Source organism: Gammaproteobacteria bacterium (assembly GCA_013697705.1).
Classification (GTDB): Bacteria; Pseudomonadota; Gammaproteobacteria; order UBA6002; family UBA6002; genus UBA6002.
The window spans coordinates 1-15912 of record JACCWJ010000012.1 but is presented as its reverse complement, the minus strand read 5'-3'; the positions used below and the strand labels follow the sequence as shown (position 1 = coordinate 15912).

15 protein-coding genes and 1 tRNA gene are annotated in these 15912 nt (G+C 42.6%); all 16 read right to left on the bottom strand.

All coding sequences use genetic code 11. The features are described 5' to 3' along the window. Positions 1-127 (bottom strand): elongation factor Tu (tuf, locus tag H0U71_03145; GenBank protein MBA2654047.1); only part of this gene is annotated, 127 nt, incomplete at its 3' end. Positions 128-134: 7 nt separating this feature from the next. After that, a complete protein-coding gene (locus H0U71_03140; protein MBA2654046.1) occupies positions 135-365 on the bottom strand; it encodes a hypothetical protein in 231 nt (76 codons plus the stop codon). A gap of 20 nt (positions 366-385) precedes the next feature. Beyond that, positions 386-2485, bottom strand: a complete 2100-nt coding sequence (fusA, locus tag H0U71_03135; GenBank protein MBA2654045.1) for an elongation factor G — start codon at positions 2483-2485, stop codon at positions 386-388. A gap of 6 nt (positions 2486-2491) precedes the next feature. After that, the gene (gene rpsG, locus H0U71_03130) at positions 2492-3037 is read right to left on the bottom strand and encodes a 30S ribosomal protein S7 (GenBank protein MBA2654044.1); all 546 of its coding nucleotides are present in this window, start codon (positions 3035-3037) and stop codon (positions 2492-2494) included. A 14-nt stretch (positions 3038-3051) separates the two neighbouring features. Then, on the bottom strand, positions 3052-3426 hold the full coding sequence (rpsL, locus tag H0U71_03125) for a 30S ribosomal protein S12 (protein ID MBA2654043.1): 375 nt from the start codon (positions 3424-3426) through the stop codon (positions 3052-3054). A gap of 61 nt (positions 3427-3487) precedes the next feature. After that, entirely contained in the window at positions 3488-3643 is a 156-nt protein-coding gene (locus tag H0U71_03120; protein ID MBA2654042.1) for a hypothetical protein, read from the bottom strand. A gap of 39 nt (positions 3644-3682) precedes the next feature. Next, positions 3683-7918 carry a DNA-directed RNA polymerase subunit beta' gene (gene rpoC, locus H0U71_03115; GenBank protein ID MBA2654041.1) on the bottom strand — a complete coding sequence of 1412 codons (4236 nt, stop codon included), beginning with the start codon at positions 7916-7918 and terminating at the stop codon, positions 3683-3685. A 121-nt stretch (positions 7919-8039) separates the two neighbouring features. Further along, positions 8040-12182 (bottom strand): DNA-directed RNA polymerase subunit beta, encoded by a 4143-nt coding sequence (gene rpoB / locus H0U71_03110; protein MBA2654040.1) that lies wholly within the window; start codon positions 12180-12182, stop codon positions 8040-8042. A 92-nt stretch (positions 12183-12274) separates the two neighbouring features. Continuing rightward, positions 12275-12649: a 50S ribosomal protein L7/L12 gene (gene rplL / locus H0U71_03105; GenBank protein ID MBA2654039.1), complete on the bottom strand. Its 375-nt coding sequence runs from the start codon at positions 12647-12649 to the stop codon at positions 12275-12277. Between the two features lie 32 nt (positions 12650-12681). Continuing rightward, complete coding sequence (gene rplJ / locus H0U71_03100) at positions 12682-13209, bottom strand: 50S ribosomal protein L10 (GenBank protein MBA2654038.1); 528 nt, start codon at positions 13207-13209, stop codon at positions 12682-12684. Between the two features lie 205 nt (positions 13210-13414). Further along, positions 13415-14119: a 50S ribosomal protein L1 gene (rplA, locus tag H0U71_03095; protein ID MBA2654037.1), complete on the bottom strand. Its 705-nt coding sequence runs from the start codon at positions 14117-14119 to the stop codon at positions 13415-13417. Position 14120: 1 nt separating this feature from the next. Beyond that, positions 14121-14552: a 50S ribosomal protein L11 gene (gene rplK / locus H0U71_03090; protein ID MBA2654036.1), complete on the bottom strand. Its 432-nt coding sequence runs from the start codon at positions 14550-14552 to the stop codon at positions 14121-14123. A gap of 55 nt (positions 14553-14607) precedes the next feature. Further along, positions 14608-15159, bottom strand: coding sequence for a transcription termination/antitermination protein NusG (gene nusG / locus H0U71_03085; protein MBA2654035.1), 552 nt, complete (start codon positions 15157-15159; stop codon positions 14608-14610). A gap of 17 nt (positions 15160-15176) precedes the next feature. Then, entirely contained in the window at positions 15177-15545 is a 369-nt protein-coding gene (gene secE / locus H0U71_03080; protein ID MBA2654034.1) for a preprotein translocase subunit SecE, read from the bottom strand. A 33-nt stretch (positions 15546-15578) separates the two neighbouring features. Further along, positions 15579-15654: transfer RNA gene (locus tag H0U71_03075), tRNA-Trp, on the bottom strand. 118 nt (positions 15655-15772) lie between these two features. Then, on the bottom strand, positions 15773-15912 hold a 140-nt coding region (locus H0U71_03070; protein ID MBA2654033.1), incomplete at its 5' end, for an elongation factor Tu.

Below are 15912 nucleotides of genomic sequence, written 5' to 3'. Positions count from 1 at the left end.
CACCACCATGTTGCTCCGCCATCACCTTCGTCAACGCCGCTGTTAATGTCGTCTTACCATGGTCAACGTGGCCAATAGTTCCTACGTTTACGTGCTCTTTATCACGTTGAAATTTTTCTTTTGCCATAATTAAACTACCCCTCTAACCTCTGATTGATACGTTCTTCCTGTACATTATGTTGGTGATTATTGTTATCACCACCAAGTACGTTAGGTTGATGATTATTGTTATCACCATCATGTGTTATAAATAAATCTCTCGCCATTATCTCTATAAGCGCTCCTACCAAGCTTTTTTTCTCGTAGAAAACTTTGCCAATACCACTCGATCTTACCGTATCATCACGCTTAAATGTTTTGCCCATGGCTTAACTACCTCTTTAACCTATGATTGCTGATCTATGATAGCTTCTGCGATATTTGCAGGTGCTTCTGTGTATTTAGTAAATTCCATTGTATAGGTTGCGCGACCTTGAGTTAATGAACGCAAGGATGTCGCATAACCAAACATTTCGGACAACGGAACTTGAGCATTAATAATTTTGCCTGTGGGGTTTTCATCCATTCCCTGTAGAATTCCGCGCCTACGATTAAGATCACCCATCACATCACCCATGTAATCTTCAGGAGTAACAACCTCAACCTTCATAATTGGCTCAAGGAGAATAGGTGCAGCTTTCTTAGCACCTTCTTTGAATGCCATGGACCCTGCAACTTTAAAGGCCATTTCATTAGAATCTACTTCATGGAATGATCCATCATATAATGTCACTTTGACATCCACCACTGGATATCCGGCGATTACGCCGTTTTGCATTTGTTCAACAATCCCTTTTTCTACGGCAGGAATATATTCTCTTGGAATAATACCGCCAACGATTGCATTAACGAACTCGAAGCCTTCGCCTGCCTCACGAGGTTCCAGTTTAATTTTGACATGTCCGTACTGACCGCGGCCGCCTGACTGCTTAATGTACTTACCTTCTTGCTCGATTTGCTTTTTAATAGTTTCGCGGTAGGCTACTTGAGGCTTACCAACATTCGCTTCGACATTAAATTCGCGCTTCATTCTATCAACAATAATTTCCAAATGAAGCTCACCCATACCTGAAATAATAGTTTGGCCTGACTCTTCGTCGGTATGCACGCGGAAAGAAGGATCTTCTTGCGCTAACTTTCCAAGTGCAATGCCCATTTTTTCTTGATCAGCTTTTGTCTTTGGTTCAACAGCAACCGAAATAACAGGCTCAGGGAATTCCATTCTTTCTAAGGTGATGATCTTATCTAAATCACACAATGTGTCACCCGTTGTGACAGTCTTGAGACCTACTGCTGCAGCGATATCGCCCGCGCGTACTTCTTTGATTTCTTCGCGTGCATTTGCATGCATTTGAAGAATTCGGCCAACCCGTTCTTTCTTTCTTTTGACTGGGTTATAAATTGAATCGCCAGACTTTAACACTCCAGAATAAACTCTGAAAAATGTCAAAGTACCTACAAAGGGATCAGTTGCAATTTTAAATACCAGCGCAGAAAAAGGCTCTGTATCACTTGCCCCTCGCTCACCTTTAGACTCATCTTTATCATCTAGAATACCCGTAATAGCGGGCACATCAACCGGAGCAGGAAGGTATTCGATAACAGCATCTAACAAGGCTTGAACGCCCTTATTCTTAAATGCAGAACCACACAATAGAGGAACGATTTCATTCCCAATGGTTCTTTGTCGAATGCCTTGCTTGATTTCTTCTTCCGACAGATCCCCAGCATCGAGATATTTTTCCATCAGTTGTTCATTAGCTTCCGCCGCAGCTTCCACCATCTTTTCACGCCACTCATTACAGAGTTCTTGTAATTCTTCAGGAATCTCTTTTGCGTCATAGGTCATGCCTTTGTCGCTTTCATTCCAGTAAATTGCCTTCATCCGCACTAAGTCAACCACGCCTTTGAAGTTTTCTTCGGCGCCAATAGGAATTTGAATAGGCACAGGATTTCCGCCTAAACGCTCTCTTACCTGCCTAACAACACGCATAAAATCTGCGCCAGCACGATCCATTTTATTAACGAACCCGAGTCGTGGCACTCCATATTTATTAGCCTGCCGCCACACTGTTTCTGTTTGAGGCTCAACGCCGCCTACAGAATCAAATACTGCACATGCACCATCAAGAACACGTAATGACCGTTCAACTTCAATAGTAAAATCTACGTGACCAGGGGTATCAATAATATTGATACGATGCTCTGGAAACTGTCTATCCATACCTGACCATGAGCAATGTGTCGCAGCAGAGGTAATTGTTATCCCTCGCTCACGCTCTTGCTCCATCCAATCCATCACTGCCGTGCCTTCATGCACTTCACCAATTTTATGAGATACGCCTGTATAAAACAGAATGCGTTCTGTTGTAGTTGTTTTTCCCGCATCAATATGAGCCATAATGCCTATATTACGAGTTCTTTCTATTGGAATTAGACGTGCCATTTTTTATTACCACCGATAATGTGCAAAAGCTTTATTCGCTTCGGCCATTTTGTGAATATCTTCACATTTTTTCACTGCACCGCCTCTGTTTTGCACGGCATCCCTAATTTCATTTGCGAGGCGCTCACCCATTGTTTTTTCGCCTCTTTTTGCTGCGAAAGTAACTAATAAGCGCATACCTACTGCATCGCGACGATCTGCTCTAACCTCTACTGGAACCTGGTATGTTGAACCACCTACACGGCGAGATTTCACTTCAACTTTTGGGCTCACGTTATCAAGCGCTTTTTTCAAGGCTTCCAGGGCATTTTTCTTACCATTTTCGCCCAGTAACGCTGCCGCTGCACCGCCTGCACTGCTTTCTTCGCCACTACCAGCTTCTTCATCACGTTCACGTCCAGCTATACGGCTTAATGCACCATATACGATTCGTTCGGCAGTAGATTTTTTACCATCCGACATAACACAATTGATCAATTTGGCCACAACCTTACTATGGAATAAAGGATCTGGCATCACCTCTCTTTTACGCGCAGCACTTCTTCTCGACATTCAAATACCCTCTTTTATTCCTTAGGCCTTTTTTCACCATATTTAGACCGACCTTGACGTCTACCGCCTACCCCAGCCGTATCTAAACTACCTCTAACGATATGATAACGAACACCTGGTAAATCTTTTACCCGGCCTCCGCGAATAAGCACCACGGAGTGCTCTTGCAAATTGTGACCCTCACCGCCGATATATGCGGAAACTTCACTGCCATTCGTTAAACGTACCCGAGCGACCTTACGAAGCGCCGAGTTAGGTTTTTTAGGTGTAGTCGTATAAACACGAGTGCATACGCCACGTTTCTGAGGGCTGCTATTTAAAGCAGGGACTTTACTTTTAACTTTCTTACTTTTGCGCGGTTTACGAACCAGCTGGCTGATTCTTGCCATACTTTAATAACTCCAAAATAATAATTACCACTCACCCCTAAGATGGAGCGGAGGCGGGATTCTATATAGATTTTTGCCTCATGTCAATACCGGCAGGAATGTTTTCAAGCCAGACAGAAATTTGAAGACAGGAACTTTGCAATCCCTGATTACTTTGATTCAGCGACAAACCGCCAATTCTAGCAATTTTTCCCAGGTAAGCAACAAACTTTTGCATCTACCCGTCTTAACTTTCTAAAACGGGCAGATCCTTACACTATGCTTTATCAGAAGCTTCTTCATTACTTGGAGCCTTTAGGGCTTCACTCAGCGCTTGCTCCACTTCATTTTCAGTAATACGTTTCTCCTCAGCTTCTGAGTAAGGCGTTTTTACTGCTGCTGTTTGTTTCTTTCTGCGCATCATATGATAAGCAAATCCTGTCCCCGCTGGGATTAAACGACCCACGATTACGTTTTCTTTTAATCCTCTTAACTCATCCCGCTTACCACTGACAGCAGCTTCGGTTAAAACACGTGTCGTCTCTTGGAATGAGGCAGCAGAAATAAAGGATTCCGTTGCCAAAGATGCCTTTGTTATTCCGAGTAAAACAGGCTCCCATCGTGCCGGGAATTCATTTTGAGTAAGCTTATCGTTTTCTTCGACTAAGCGATTCTTCTCAACCTGCTCACCTCTTAACAACTTAGTGTCTCCAGTATCTGTAACTAATACTTTTCGCAACATTTGGCGAACGATTATTTCGATATGTTTATCATTGATTTTCACACCTTGTAATCGATAAACATCTTGTACTTCATTCACAATATAGTTTGCCAATGCATTCACGCCTAAAAGCCGTAAAATATCATGTGGATCTGGCGGTCCGTCAGCGATTGTTTCACCTTTTTCAACATTTTCACCTTCAAACACCGTCACATGACGCCATTTTGGAATAAGCTCTTCGTGTATGTCTCCGTTATGCCCAGAAATAATCAATCTGCGCTTTTCTTTTGTTTCTTTACCGAAACTGACTATACCGGAAATCTCAGCTAATACAGCGGCATCCTTCGGTCTTCTCGCTTCAAATAGATCGGCTACGCGTGGTAGACCACCTGTAATATCGCGAGTCTTCGATGTTTCTTGTGGGATACGCGCTATAAAGTCACCCACACCAACTGTTGAGCCATTTTCAATATTTACAATGGCACCATTTGGCAAGAAATAGTGAGCCGGCAAATTTGTGCCTGCAATTACAATTTCCTCACCTTTTTCAGTGACGAGTTTAACCATTGGACGCTGTTCTTTACCCGTGGAGCTTCTTTGCTTGGGACTCATGATGACGATACTACTCAATCCGGTTACTTCATCTGTTTGGCGATTCATTGTAACGCCATCAATAAAATCTACGAATTTAACGACACCCGCCACCTCAGTAATAATAGGATGAGTATGTGGATCCCATTGTGCAACAACCTGGCCAGCTTGAACATCTGCACTATCATCAATGGATATTACAGCTCCATATGGGATTTTATAGCGTTCACGCTCTCTACCATGGCTATCAATGACAGCAAGCTCGCCTGAACGAGATACCGCAATCAAATTTCCGCTTGCATGTCTGACTGTTTTTAAATTGTGGAGCTTGATGACGCCCTTTGACTTAACCTGTACATTATTTACAGCGGTAGCACGAGAAGCGGCTCCCCCGATGTGGAATGTACGCATGGTAAGCTGTGTTCCTGGCTCACCAATTGATTGGGCGGCAATAACACCCACTGCTTCCCCAATATTAACCAAATGTCCGCGTGCTAAATCACGACCATAACATTTTGCGCAAACGCCATAACGTGAATCACAGGTAATTCCAGAACGTACATTAACCTGTTCAACACCTCTTTCTTCTAAAATATCTACTAATTTTTCGTCTAACAGTGTTCCTTGATCAATCAAGGCTTCGTTGGTCTTTGGATCATACACATCTTCAGCCACAACACGTCCCAGGACCCGCTCACGTAGCGGCTCAACCACATCACCACCTTCGATATGGGGTGACATTACCAAGCCATTTTCAGTGCCGCAGTCTGTTACTGTCACCACCACATCCTGAGCCACATCGACTAAACGTCTGGTTAGATAACCCGAGTTTGCAGTCTTCAACGCGGTATCTGCAAGACCCTTACGCGCACCGTGAGTAGAGATGAAGTATTGTAATACACTCAATCCTTCTCTGAAGTTAGCCGTAATAGGTGTTTCAATAATGGTACCATCGGGCTTAGCCATTAAGCCTCGCATACCTGCGAGCTGTCGCATCTGAGCTGCAGAACCCCGCGCCCCTGAATCGGCCATCATAAAAATGGAGTTGAACGAGCTTTGTTTAACTTCTTTACCTTCTGCATCAATAACCATTTCGGTTGCTAATTTTTCCATCATTGCTTTAGCAACTTGATCGTTAGTATGTGACCAAATATCAACCACCTTATTGTACCGCTCGCCCTGTGTTACGAGGCCGGTGGCAAATTGATTTTCAATCTCACGCACCTCATCTTCAGCACTTGCAATAATTTCGGCCTTAGTGTTAGGGATAACTAAATCATTTACACCAATAGATATTCCCGAACGGGTTGCATACCGATAGCCGGTATACATTAGCTGATCTGCAAAAATCACCGTTGCTTTGAGCCCGAGGCGACGATAACAAATATTAAGAAGGGATGAGACCACCTTCTTCGTTAACGCTTGATCAATTAATGCGAATGGCAAACCTTTGGGAACGATTTCCCATAATAATGCCCGACCGACAGTCGTATTAATGCGACGACGGTGTGTTTCTTTATTGCCTTCATCATCAACTATTGTTTCATTGATACGAACACTAATTTTTGCATGTATGTCGACCGATTTATTGGCATAAGCAAGCATAACCTCATCACAATTCTGGAAGGCCATGCCTTCACCTTTCGCATTAATGCGGTCCCGGGTCATATAATAGAGCCCAAGGACTACGTCTTGAGTAGGTACAATAATTGGCTCACCATTCGCTGGAGATAAAATATTATTGGTGGACATCATGAGGGTGCGCGCTTCAAGCTGCGCCTCTAATGTCAGTGGTACGTGAACTGCCATTTGATCGCCGTCAAAATCCGCATTGTATGCAGTACAGACTAATGGATGTAACTGAATAGCCTTCCCTTCAATCAAAACGGGTTCAAAAGCTTGAATACCCAATCTATGTAAAGTAGGTGCGCGATTTAACAATACAGGATGTTCTCGAATAACTTCTTCGAGAATATCCCAGACTTCAGGAGCTTCTCCTTCTACCATTTTTTTAGCTGCTTTGATCGTTGTAGCAAGACCTCTATACTGCAATTTACTAAAAATAAAAGGCTTAAAGAGTTCGAGAGCCATTTTCTTCGGAAGACCGCATTGGTGCAGCCGAAGTGTAGGTCCTACAACGATAACTGAACGGCCTGAGTAATCTACTCGTTTTCCTAATAAGTTCTGACGGAAACGGCCTTGTTTACCTTTAATCATATCCGCAAGAGATTTTAAAGGACGTTTGTTGGAACCTGTTATGGCGCGGCCTCGTCGACCATTATCCAACAATGCGTCAACTGCTTCTTGTAGCATTCGTTTTTCGTTGCGCACAATAATATCAGGAGCGCTGAGATCGAGTAATCTTTTAAGACGGTTATTACGATTAATCACTCGACGATAAAGATCATTAAGATCTGAAGTAGCAAAGCGACCACCATCTAACGGAACCAATGGTCGTAAATCTGGCGGTAGAACAGGTAGTACACTCATGATCATCCACTCAGGTTTATTACCCGATTGAGCAAATGCCTCCATCACTTTCAGACGTTTGGTGAGCTTCTTAAGCTTCGTATCCGAAGTAGTAACAGGTATCTCTTCACGAAGATGTATTATTTCATTCTCAAGATCAATATCACGAAGTAGCTTTTGGATTGCTTCTGCGCCCATAAGAGCTTGGAATTCAGACCCATATTCTTCCATTGCATCAAGATAGGCTTCTTCAGAGAGCAATTGACCTTTAGTGAAAGGCGTCATTCCTGGTTCAATGACCACGAAAGCTTCGAAGTAGAGCACCCGTTCGATATCGCGTAATGTCATATCTAATAATAAACCAATACGGGATGGTAATGATTTCAAGAACCAAATATGAGCAACTGGGCTTGCTAGCTCAATGTGTCCCATGCGCTCACGACGCACTTTAGATAAGGTAACTTCAACCCCACATTTCTCGCAAATAACACCACGGTGTTTAAGGCGTTTATACTTGCCACATAAGCATTCGTAATCTTTAATGGGACCAAAAATTTTGGCACAGAAAAGCCCTTCACGTTCTGGTTTGAACGTTCTATAGTTAATTGTCTCCGGCTTTCTAACTTCGCCAAAAGACCAAGAACGAATCATTTCTGGGGACGCAAGACCTATCTTAATCGCATCAAATTCTTCAACATGCTCACGTCTGAGAAGATTGACTAAATCTCTCATTCTGTTCTCCTATCGATTCACGTTATCATTCATACTCTATGGCCTAGCGCTAAAACGCTTTTCTTATTAATTATTCAAGCAGGTTATCTCTGCCTTAAATGGTAGAGATAACCTTTCAGATCTAATCATGCTCTAAGGTAAAATCAATACCTAATGACCTGATTTCCTTCATTAAAACATTAAAAGATTCAGGCATACTCGCTTCCATTCGATGGTCGTTATCCACGATGTTTTTGTAAATTCGTGTTCTTCCCACCACATCGTCTGACTTCACTGTTAACATTTCTTGGAGAGTATAAGAAGCGCCATAAGCCTCAAGTGCCCACACTTCCATTTCCCCAAATCGTTGACCACCAAACTGAGCCTTTCCGCCCAAGGGTTGCTGGGTTACTAAACTGTACGATCCTGTAGAACGCGCATGCATCTTATCATCGACCAAATGGTTGAGCTTCAGCATATACATGTACCCTACCGTTACAGCTCTATCAAACTGCTCCCCTGTCCTGCCATCAATTAAGTAGGCTTGACCTTCTTCTGGTAAAGAGGCTAGCTGAAGCATCTTTTTAATTTCAGCTTCATTAGCTCCATCAAATACAGGCGTTGCCACTGGAACTCCGCCGCGAAGATTTTTAGAGAGCCTAATAATTTCTTCATCAGTCAAACCGTCCAGATCAACGTTTGGACTTTCGCCCAAATTGTAAATCTGATGCAGAAACTCTCGCATTTCCGCCACTTTTCGTTTCTCTTCAAGCATTTTGCCTATTTTCAGTCCTAATCCTTTTGCCGCCCAACCCAAATGGGTTTCGAGCACCTGACCAACGTTCATACGTGAAGGTACACCTAAGGGATTAAGAACGATATCGACAGGCGTGCCATCTTCTAAATAGGGCATATCTTCGATAGGAGTAATCGACGAAATCACCCCCTTGTTACCATGACGTCCAGCCATTTTATCGCCGGGTTGCACGCGTCGCTTAACAGCCAAATAAACTTTAACAATCTTGATAACACCCGGAGCTAAATCGTCCCCTTGCATCAGCTTATTACGCTTAGCTTCTAGTTTTTCAGCATATTCATTGCGTAGTTGCTTTAATTGCGCGGAAGCATTTTCAAGGCGAGCATTTGACTCATCATTGCGAAGACTAATTTCAAACCATTTCTCTTTAGGTATTTCCATCAGATAATTCTTGGTGATTTTAGTACCTGGTTTAAGTTTATTAGGACCTTTTTCTGCCGGTTTATTTAACAGTTGTGACTCAACTCTGTTAAATAAAGACTCTTCCTGAATACGTAACTCGTCATTCAGATCCTTTTTGATTTTACTTAGCTCAGATTTTTCAATCTCAAGCGCCCGCACGTCTTTTTTAACGCCTTCGCGGGTAAAAACTTGCACGTCGATCACAGTGCCGCTGACACCCGGCGGAACTCTTAATGAAGAATCCTTAACATCAGATGCTTTTTCACCAAAAATTGCCCGAAGCAATTTTTCTTCTGGGGTTAACTGTGTTTCCCCTTTAGGTGTAACTTTTCCAACGAGAATATCGCTGGTATCGACTTCTGCACCAATATATACAATACCGGCTTCATCTAATTTAGAGAGAGCGCCTTCGCCAACATTTGGAATATCACCCGTAATTTCTTCAGGCCCCAACTTCGTGTCTCGCGCCACACAAGTGAGCTCTTGAATATGGATAGTAGTAAATCTATCTTCTTCAACAACACGCTCTGAAATTAAGATTGAATCCTCGAAGTTATATCCATTCCAAGGCATGAAAGCTATTAACAAGTTTTGACCTAAGGCTAATTCACCAATATCAGTTGAAGGTCCATCCGCAAGGACGTCACCTTTCTCAACAATATCGCCTACTTCAACAAGGGGCCTTTGGTTAATACAGGTATTTTGATTAGAACGGGTAAATTTAGTTAGGTTGTAAATATCTACCCCAACATCATCATTACTATTATCTTCATCGCTAACTCTCACCACAATGCGAGCAGCATCGACTGAATCTACAATGCCACCTCTTTTAGCAACCACGGTCGCTCCAGAATCAGAGGCCACCAAACGTTCTATGCCTGTTCCTACCAATGGTTTCTCAGGACGTAGGGTAGGGACTGCCTGCCGTTGCATGTTTGAACCCATCAACGCACGATTCGCATCATCATGTTCTAAAAAGGGTATTAATGAAGCTGCAACAGAGACGATTTGCCGAGGAGAAACATCCATATAATCAATTTTATCTGGCGTACTGAGCGTAAATTCACCTTTGTATCGGCAAGATACCAACTCATCTATTAACATATCGTTATCGTCGATGACAGTATTCGCCTGCGCAATATAATAATCACCTTCTTCAATTGCAGATAAATAATCAAACTCTTCGGTAATTTTGCCGTTAATGACTTTACGATAAGGACTTTCTAAAAATCCATACTCATTAGTTCGAGCAAACATTGCTAGCGAGTTGATAAGACCGATATTGGGTCCTTCTGGCGTTTCAATTGGGCAAACACGACCATAATGGGTCGGATGTACGTCACGCACTTCAAAGCCTGCGCGCTCACGCGTAAGACCGCCTGGGCCCAATGCTGAAACACGTCGCTTGTGCGTTATTTCTGATAAAGGATTATTTTGATCCATAAATTGTGACAACTGACTGGAGCCAAAAAACTCCTTAATAGCCGCTGACACAGGTTTAGCATTGATGAGGTCTTGAGGCATTAAGCTCTCGACATCAGCAAGGCTTAATCGATCTTTTACAGCACGTTCCACGCGCACTAAACCGACCCGGAACTGATTTTCCGCCATTTCACCTACACTTCGGACACGTCGATTTCCAAGATGATCGATATCATCAACCTCACCCCGACCATCACGAATATCTACCAATACTTTAATTACAGCAATAATATCTTCTTTGGATAATACTCCAGAACCGGTTAAGTCTTGTCGGCCCACTCTTCTGTTAAATTTCATACGACCCACAGCAGATAAATCGTATCTTTCTTGCGTGAAGAAAAGATTCTCAAAAAGATTTTCCGCTGCTTCCTTCGTAGGAGGCTCACCAGGACGCATCATGCGATAAATTTCAACCAATGCCTCAAGCGGATTCACAGTAGGATCAATTCGCAAGGTATCAGAGATATAAGGGCCACGGTCTAAATCATTGGTATATAAAGTTTCGAAGGATTTAACACCCGCCTTATTAAAGGTGTTCAGTAACTCGTTGGTAATCTCATCATTTGCATTGGCAATAATGTCACCGGTCTCTTTGTCGACCACGGGTTTCGCAATAACTTTACCAATCATGTAATCTGCAGGAACGTGAAGTTCTTCGATGCCGGCCTTTTCGATAAGGCGCACGTGTCTCATTGAAATACGTCGGCCCTGCTCTATGATCACCTTCCCTTTTTTGTCAGCGATATCATTTACAGCAATTTCGCCACGAATTCTTTCTGGGATTAAATGTAAAGTGTAACCTTCTTCTTTAATATCAAAGGTATTTGTTTCGAAGAAAATCGACAGGATTTCTTCTGATGTATAGCCTAATGCACGCAACAGGATGGTGGCTGGCAGTTTACGGCGTCTATCAATACGAACAAAAATACTATCCTTAGGATCGAACTCAAGATCTAACCAAGATCCACGGTAAGGAATAACACGAGCAGAATATAGTAATTTGCCCGAGGAATGAGTTTTACCTTTATCATGCTCAAAGAACACACCTGGGGATCGATGCAACTGTGACACGACAACCCGTTCTGTTCCATTAATAACGAAACTACCCGTTTCAGTCATTAAGGGTACCTCACCCATATAAACTTCTTGCTCTTTTATGTCGCGAACGACAGGGGTGGTGGAATCTTTATCAAACACCACTAAACGAACTTTTACCCGTAACGGAGCCGCGAAAGTTAAACCTCGCATCTTACATTCTTTAACATCAAAAGTAGGCTCGCCCAAGGAATAACTGACGTAATCTAAACGGGCATGTCCCGAATAGCTAACAATAGGAAATACGGCGTTAAAAGCCGAGTGCAGACCAAAATCTTGTTTTTTATCTAGATCAATATTACTTTGTAAAAAGTTTTCATAAGAATTTAACTGTATCGCTAAAAGATCCAATTTATGATTTTTAAGAAAAGAACCTTCCAAGGCGCTTGGTTTTTTACCAAAGTTTTTGCGAATTCGCTTTTTTTCGGTATGTGAATAAGAAATGTTGACAGATTTACCAGATTTCTTCTCTTGATGTGTATTTGGCATGCGTGTTCCTCATTGAAAAAGTGGCGTGAATGAGTCACAAAAAAATAGAGTGCCCGCCAAAATGGCCGGCACTCTTAAAAATTAAATAATAGTTATTTGACGTCGACTGACGCGCCAGCATCTACTAATTTTTTCTTGATGTCATCAGCTTCAGTTTTAGAGATCGCTTCCTTAACAGGAGAAGGAACACCTTCAACCATGTCTTTCGCTTCTTTTAAACCAAGGCCAGTGATAGCGCGGATGACTTTGATAACTTCAATTTTATTTGCGCCAAAGCTTGTCATTACAACATTGAATTCTGTCTGTTCTTCAACAGCTTCGCCTGCGGCGGCGGCAGCTGGTGCAGCAACTACTGCAGCGGCAGCAGATACACCGAATTTGTCTTCCATTGCTTTAACAAGTTCAACAACATCCATTACGCTCATATCAGAGATTGCTTGCAAAATATCATCTTTAGAAACAGCCATTTATAGGACTCCTAACAAAAATCTAACTTGGATTAAGCAGCTTGTTTTTGATCACGAACTGCCGCCACTGTACGTACTAGCATTGCATAAGGCTCAACTAATGTACGTACCAATTTGGTAACTGGAGCTTGCATTACTGACATTAATAGTGAAATACCTTGATCACGCGTTGGTAATTGAGCAACCGCTTCAAGCTGTTGAGCGGCTAATAATTTACCACCAAGGGCCAAAGCTTTTACTTCAAATTTTTCATGCGTTTTGACAAAATCACGTACTAAACGTGCTGCAGAGCCTGGGTCCTCAAGAGAGAACATCAACACTACTGGTCCAACCAAGGCTTCATTTAAGCAGCCAAACTCGGTATCTTCCAGAGCGCGTATTGCCAAAGTATTTGGCACGACTCGCATGTAAATCTTGTTCTTTCTAGCATTTGCTCGCAACGTATTTAACTGAGTAACCGTTAAACCACGATAATGAGCAGCTAAGGCAGACAAAGATCTTGACGCTACTTCTGCAACTTCAGCAACGATTACTTTTTTGTCTTCTAATCTTAATGCCACTTTATAACCTCCACTACCTGTTGTGGTGACCAGTTCAGGGGCAATCCACTGAAACGGAACACCGTCTGCGCAGGCATTAAATTAAGTGCAATCAATAATGATAACACACCTGCGGTCTTCGACGATTAGAATACTGAAAATTTTCAATACTCTACCGCGAACTTTTAAACCTAACTCTGCCATTTTACATTGGCAAAGAAAGGGCTTATTTAATATTCAAACTTGATAGGTCAACCAGTAAACCAGGACCCATGGTCGTTGATATTGTTAATTTTTTGAGATAAGTACCTTTAGAAGTGCTTGGTTTGTATCGCTTAAGATCAACCACTAATGCTTCTAAATTTTCTTTTAAAGCGTCTACAGTAAAATCTACCTTTCCAATTGAGCAATGGATAATACCTGCTTTATCGGTTCGGTACTGTACCTGACCACCTTTCGCATTCTTAACAGCAGTAGCCACATCAGTGGTTACCGTTCCCACTTTTGGATTCGGCATAAGTCCTTTTGGTCCTAATATCTGGCCTAACTGACCAACAAGTCTCATTGCATCCGGCGTGGCAATCAATATATCAAAGTCAATTTGTCCACCTTTTATGGCTTCTGCTAAGTCCTCAAATCCGACCTTGTCAGCGCCCGCATTTGTTGCGAGATCTACATTTTGCCCTTGAGCAAACACAGCCACACGCACTTCACGGCCTGTTCCATTAGGTAATACACTTGCGCCTCTAACCACCTGGTCAGATTTGCGTGGATCTACCCCCAGATTAATGGCTACATCGACACTTTCTTTAGTTTTTTTAAATTCAGCACCAGGAAGGCTTTGCACAAGCTCTAACACTTCATCAATAGAATAAACTTTACCTGGGGTAATTTTTTCTCTAATCGCTTTTTGTTTTTTTGTCTCAGCCATTTTATTCTTCCTCCACTTCTATACCGGCACTTCGCGCTGTTCCCGCAATAGTGCGCACAGCGGCATCCATATCTGCAGCAGTGAGATCTGGCATTTTTATGGTAGCGATTTCTTCTAATTGAGCGCGAGTTACTTTGGCCACTTTGTTAGTATTTGGCGTGGCACTACCCTTGTCTAACCCCAGACTTCGTTTCAGAAGGACAGCGGCAGGGGGGCTTTTAGTGATAAAAGTGAATGAACGATCAGCATAAACATTGATTACTACAGGCAAAATCAAGCCTTTTTCAACACTTTGCGTTTGCGCATTAAACTGTTTACAAAAATCCATGATATTAACGCCATGCTGCCCCAAAGCTGGGCCTACCGGCGGACTGGGTTTTGCATCACCTGCAGGGATCTGCAGCTTGATTTGCCCCGTCATTTTTTTAGCCATGATTTACTCCTCTTGGGTATTAGCGCCTTGCGGCTCCCCTGGTTAAAATAACGTTTTAGCTTTTCTCTACCTGACTAAACTCCAATTCGACAGGCGTTGATCGACCAAAAATTAATACAGAGACTCTTAAACGACTTTTCTCATAATTTACATCTTCAACTACACCATTGAAGTCTGCGAAAGGACCATCTATTACGCGAACTACTTCGCCTGCTTCGAACAATGTTTTTGGTTTTGGCTTCGCCACACCTTCTTTAACGCGTAGCAGAATTCGGTCTGCCTCTTCATGCGTAATAGGCGTGGGTTTATCTCCACCCACAAAACCTAAAACATAACGATTAGCCACATTTATGCTTTTAACCAAATGCCATGTCTGGTCGCTCATATGCATCATCACTAATACATACCCTGGGAAAAACTTTCTTTCGCTTGTTTTCTTTTGGCCACCCTTCATTTCTACAACTTCTTCGGTGGGGACCACGATTTCGGCAAACTTGTCTTCCATATGCTCAACACGAATTCGTTCACGCAGTAGATCTACTACGCGATTCTCAAAGCCAGAACGCACTTGGATGATATACCAACGCTTTATTAACTCTTCTGCCATTTTACTCTCTACCCTCTCTAGGCCGTGAACCATTTTACAACCCACAACAATGCAGTATCTATTAGCCATAATGCTAAAGCCATTATCATGACCATGATTACGACACCCATTGTAAATTGCATAGTTTCTTGACGTGTAGGCCATTCAACCTTTCTAAGTTCCATGCGCGCATCTTTGGCAAAAGTTTCAAACCTCTTCCCTTGTGCTGTTTGCAAGGCTAAAAAAACAACAAAAATTGCTAAAATAATCCAACCGGCCAATCTTAATGGCCAAGCAATTTCGTGAAAATAATAATTTGCTACTAAACCAGCGACCGTCAAAATGATCACTATTGACCACTTAATTATGTCCCCTGGATTACTCTGAGCGATTGTTCTTGAATTCATTTAACGCTTTCTTCCACTCGCATTTTAATCATCTGGCAGGCCAGGAGGGTCTCGAACCCCCAACCTGCGGTTTTGGAGACCGCCACTCTGCCAATTGAGCTACTGGCCTAAAAAAAAACAAATAGCACCATAAAGATGAACCGGCTAGTGTACATCAATTTTATTAAATATCAAACTTTTACTCTGTCTTTCTTGCCTTCTCCGAAAAGAAGGCAAGAATAGGGCCGCTACTCGACTACTTTTGTTACTACACCAGCACCCACTGTACGACCACCTTCGCGAATTGCAAAACGTAAGCCATCTTCCATCGCTATTGGCGCCAACAATGTTACGATTACCGTTACATTGTCTCCTGGCATCACCATCT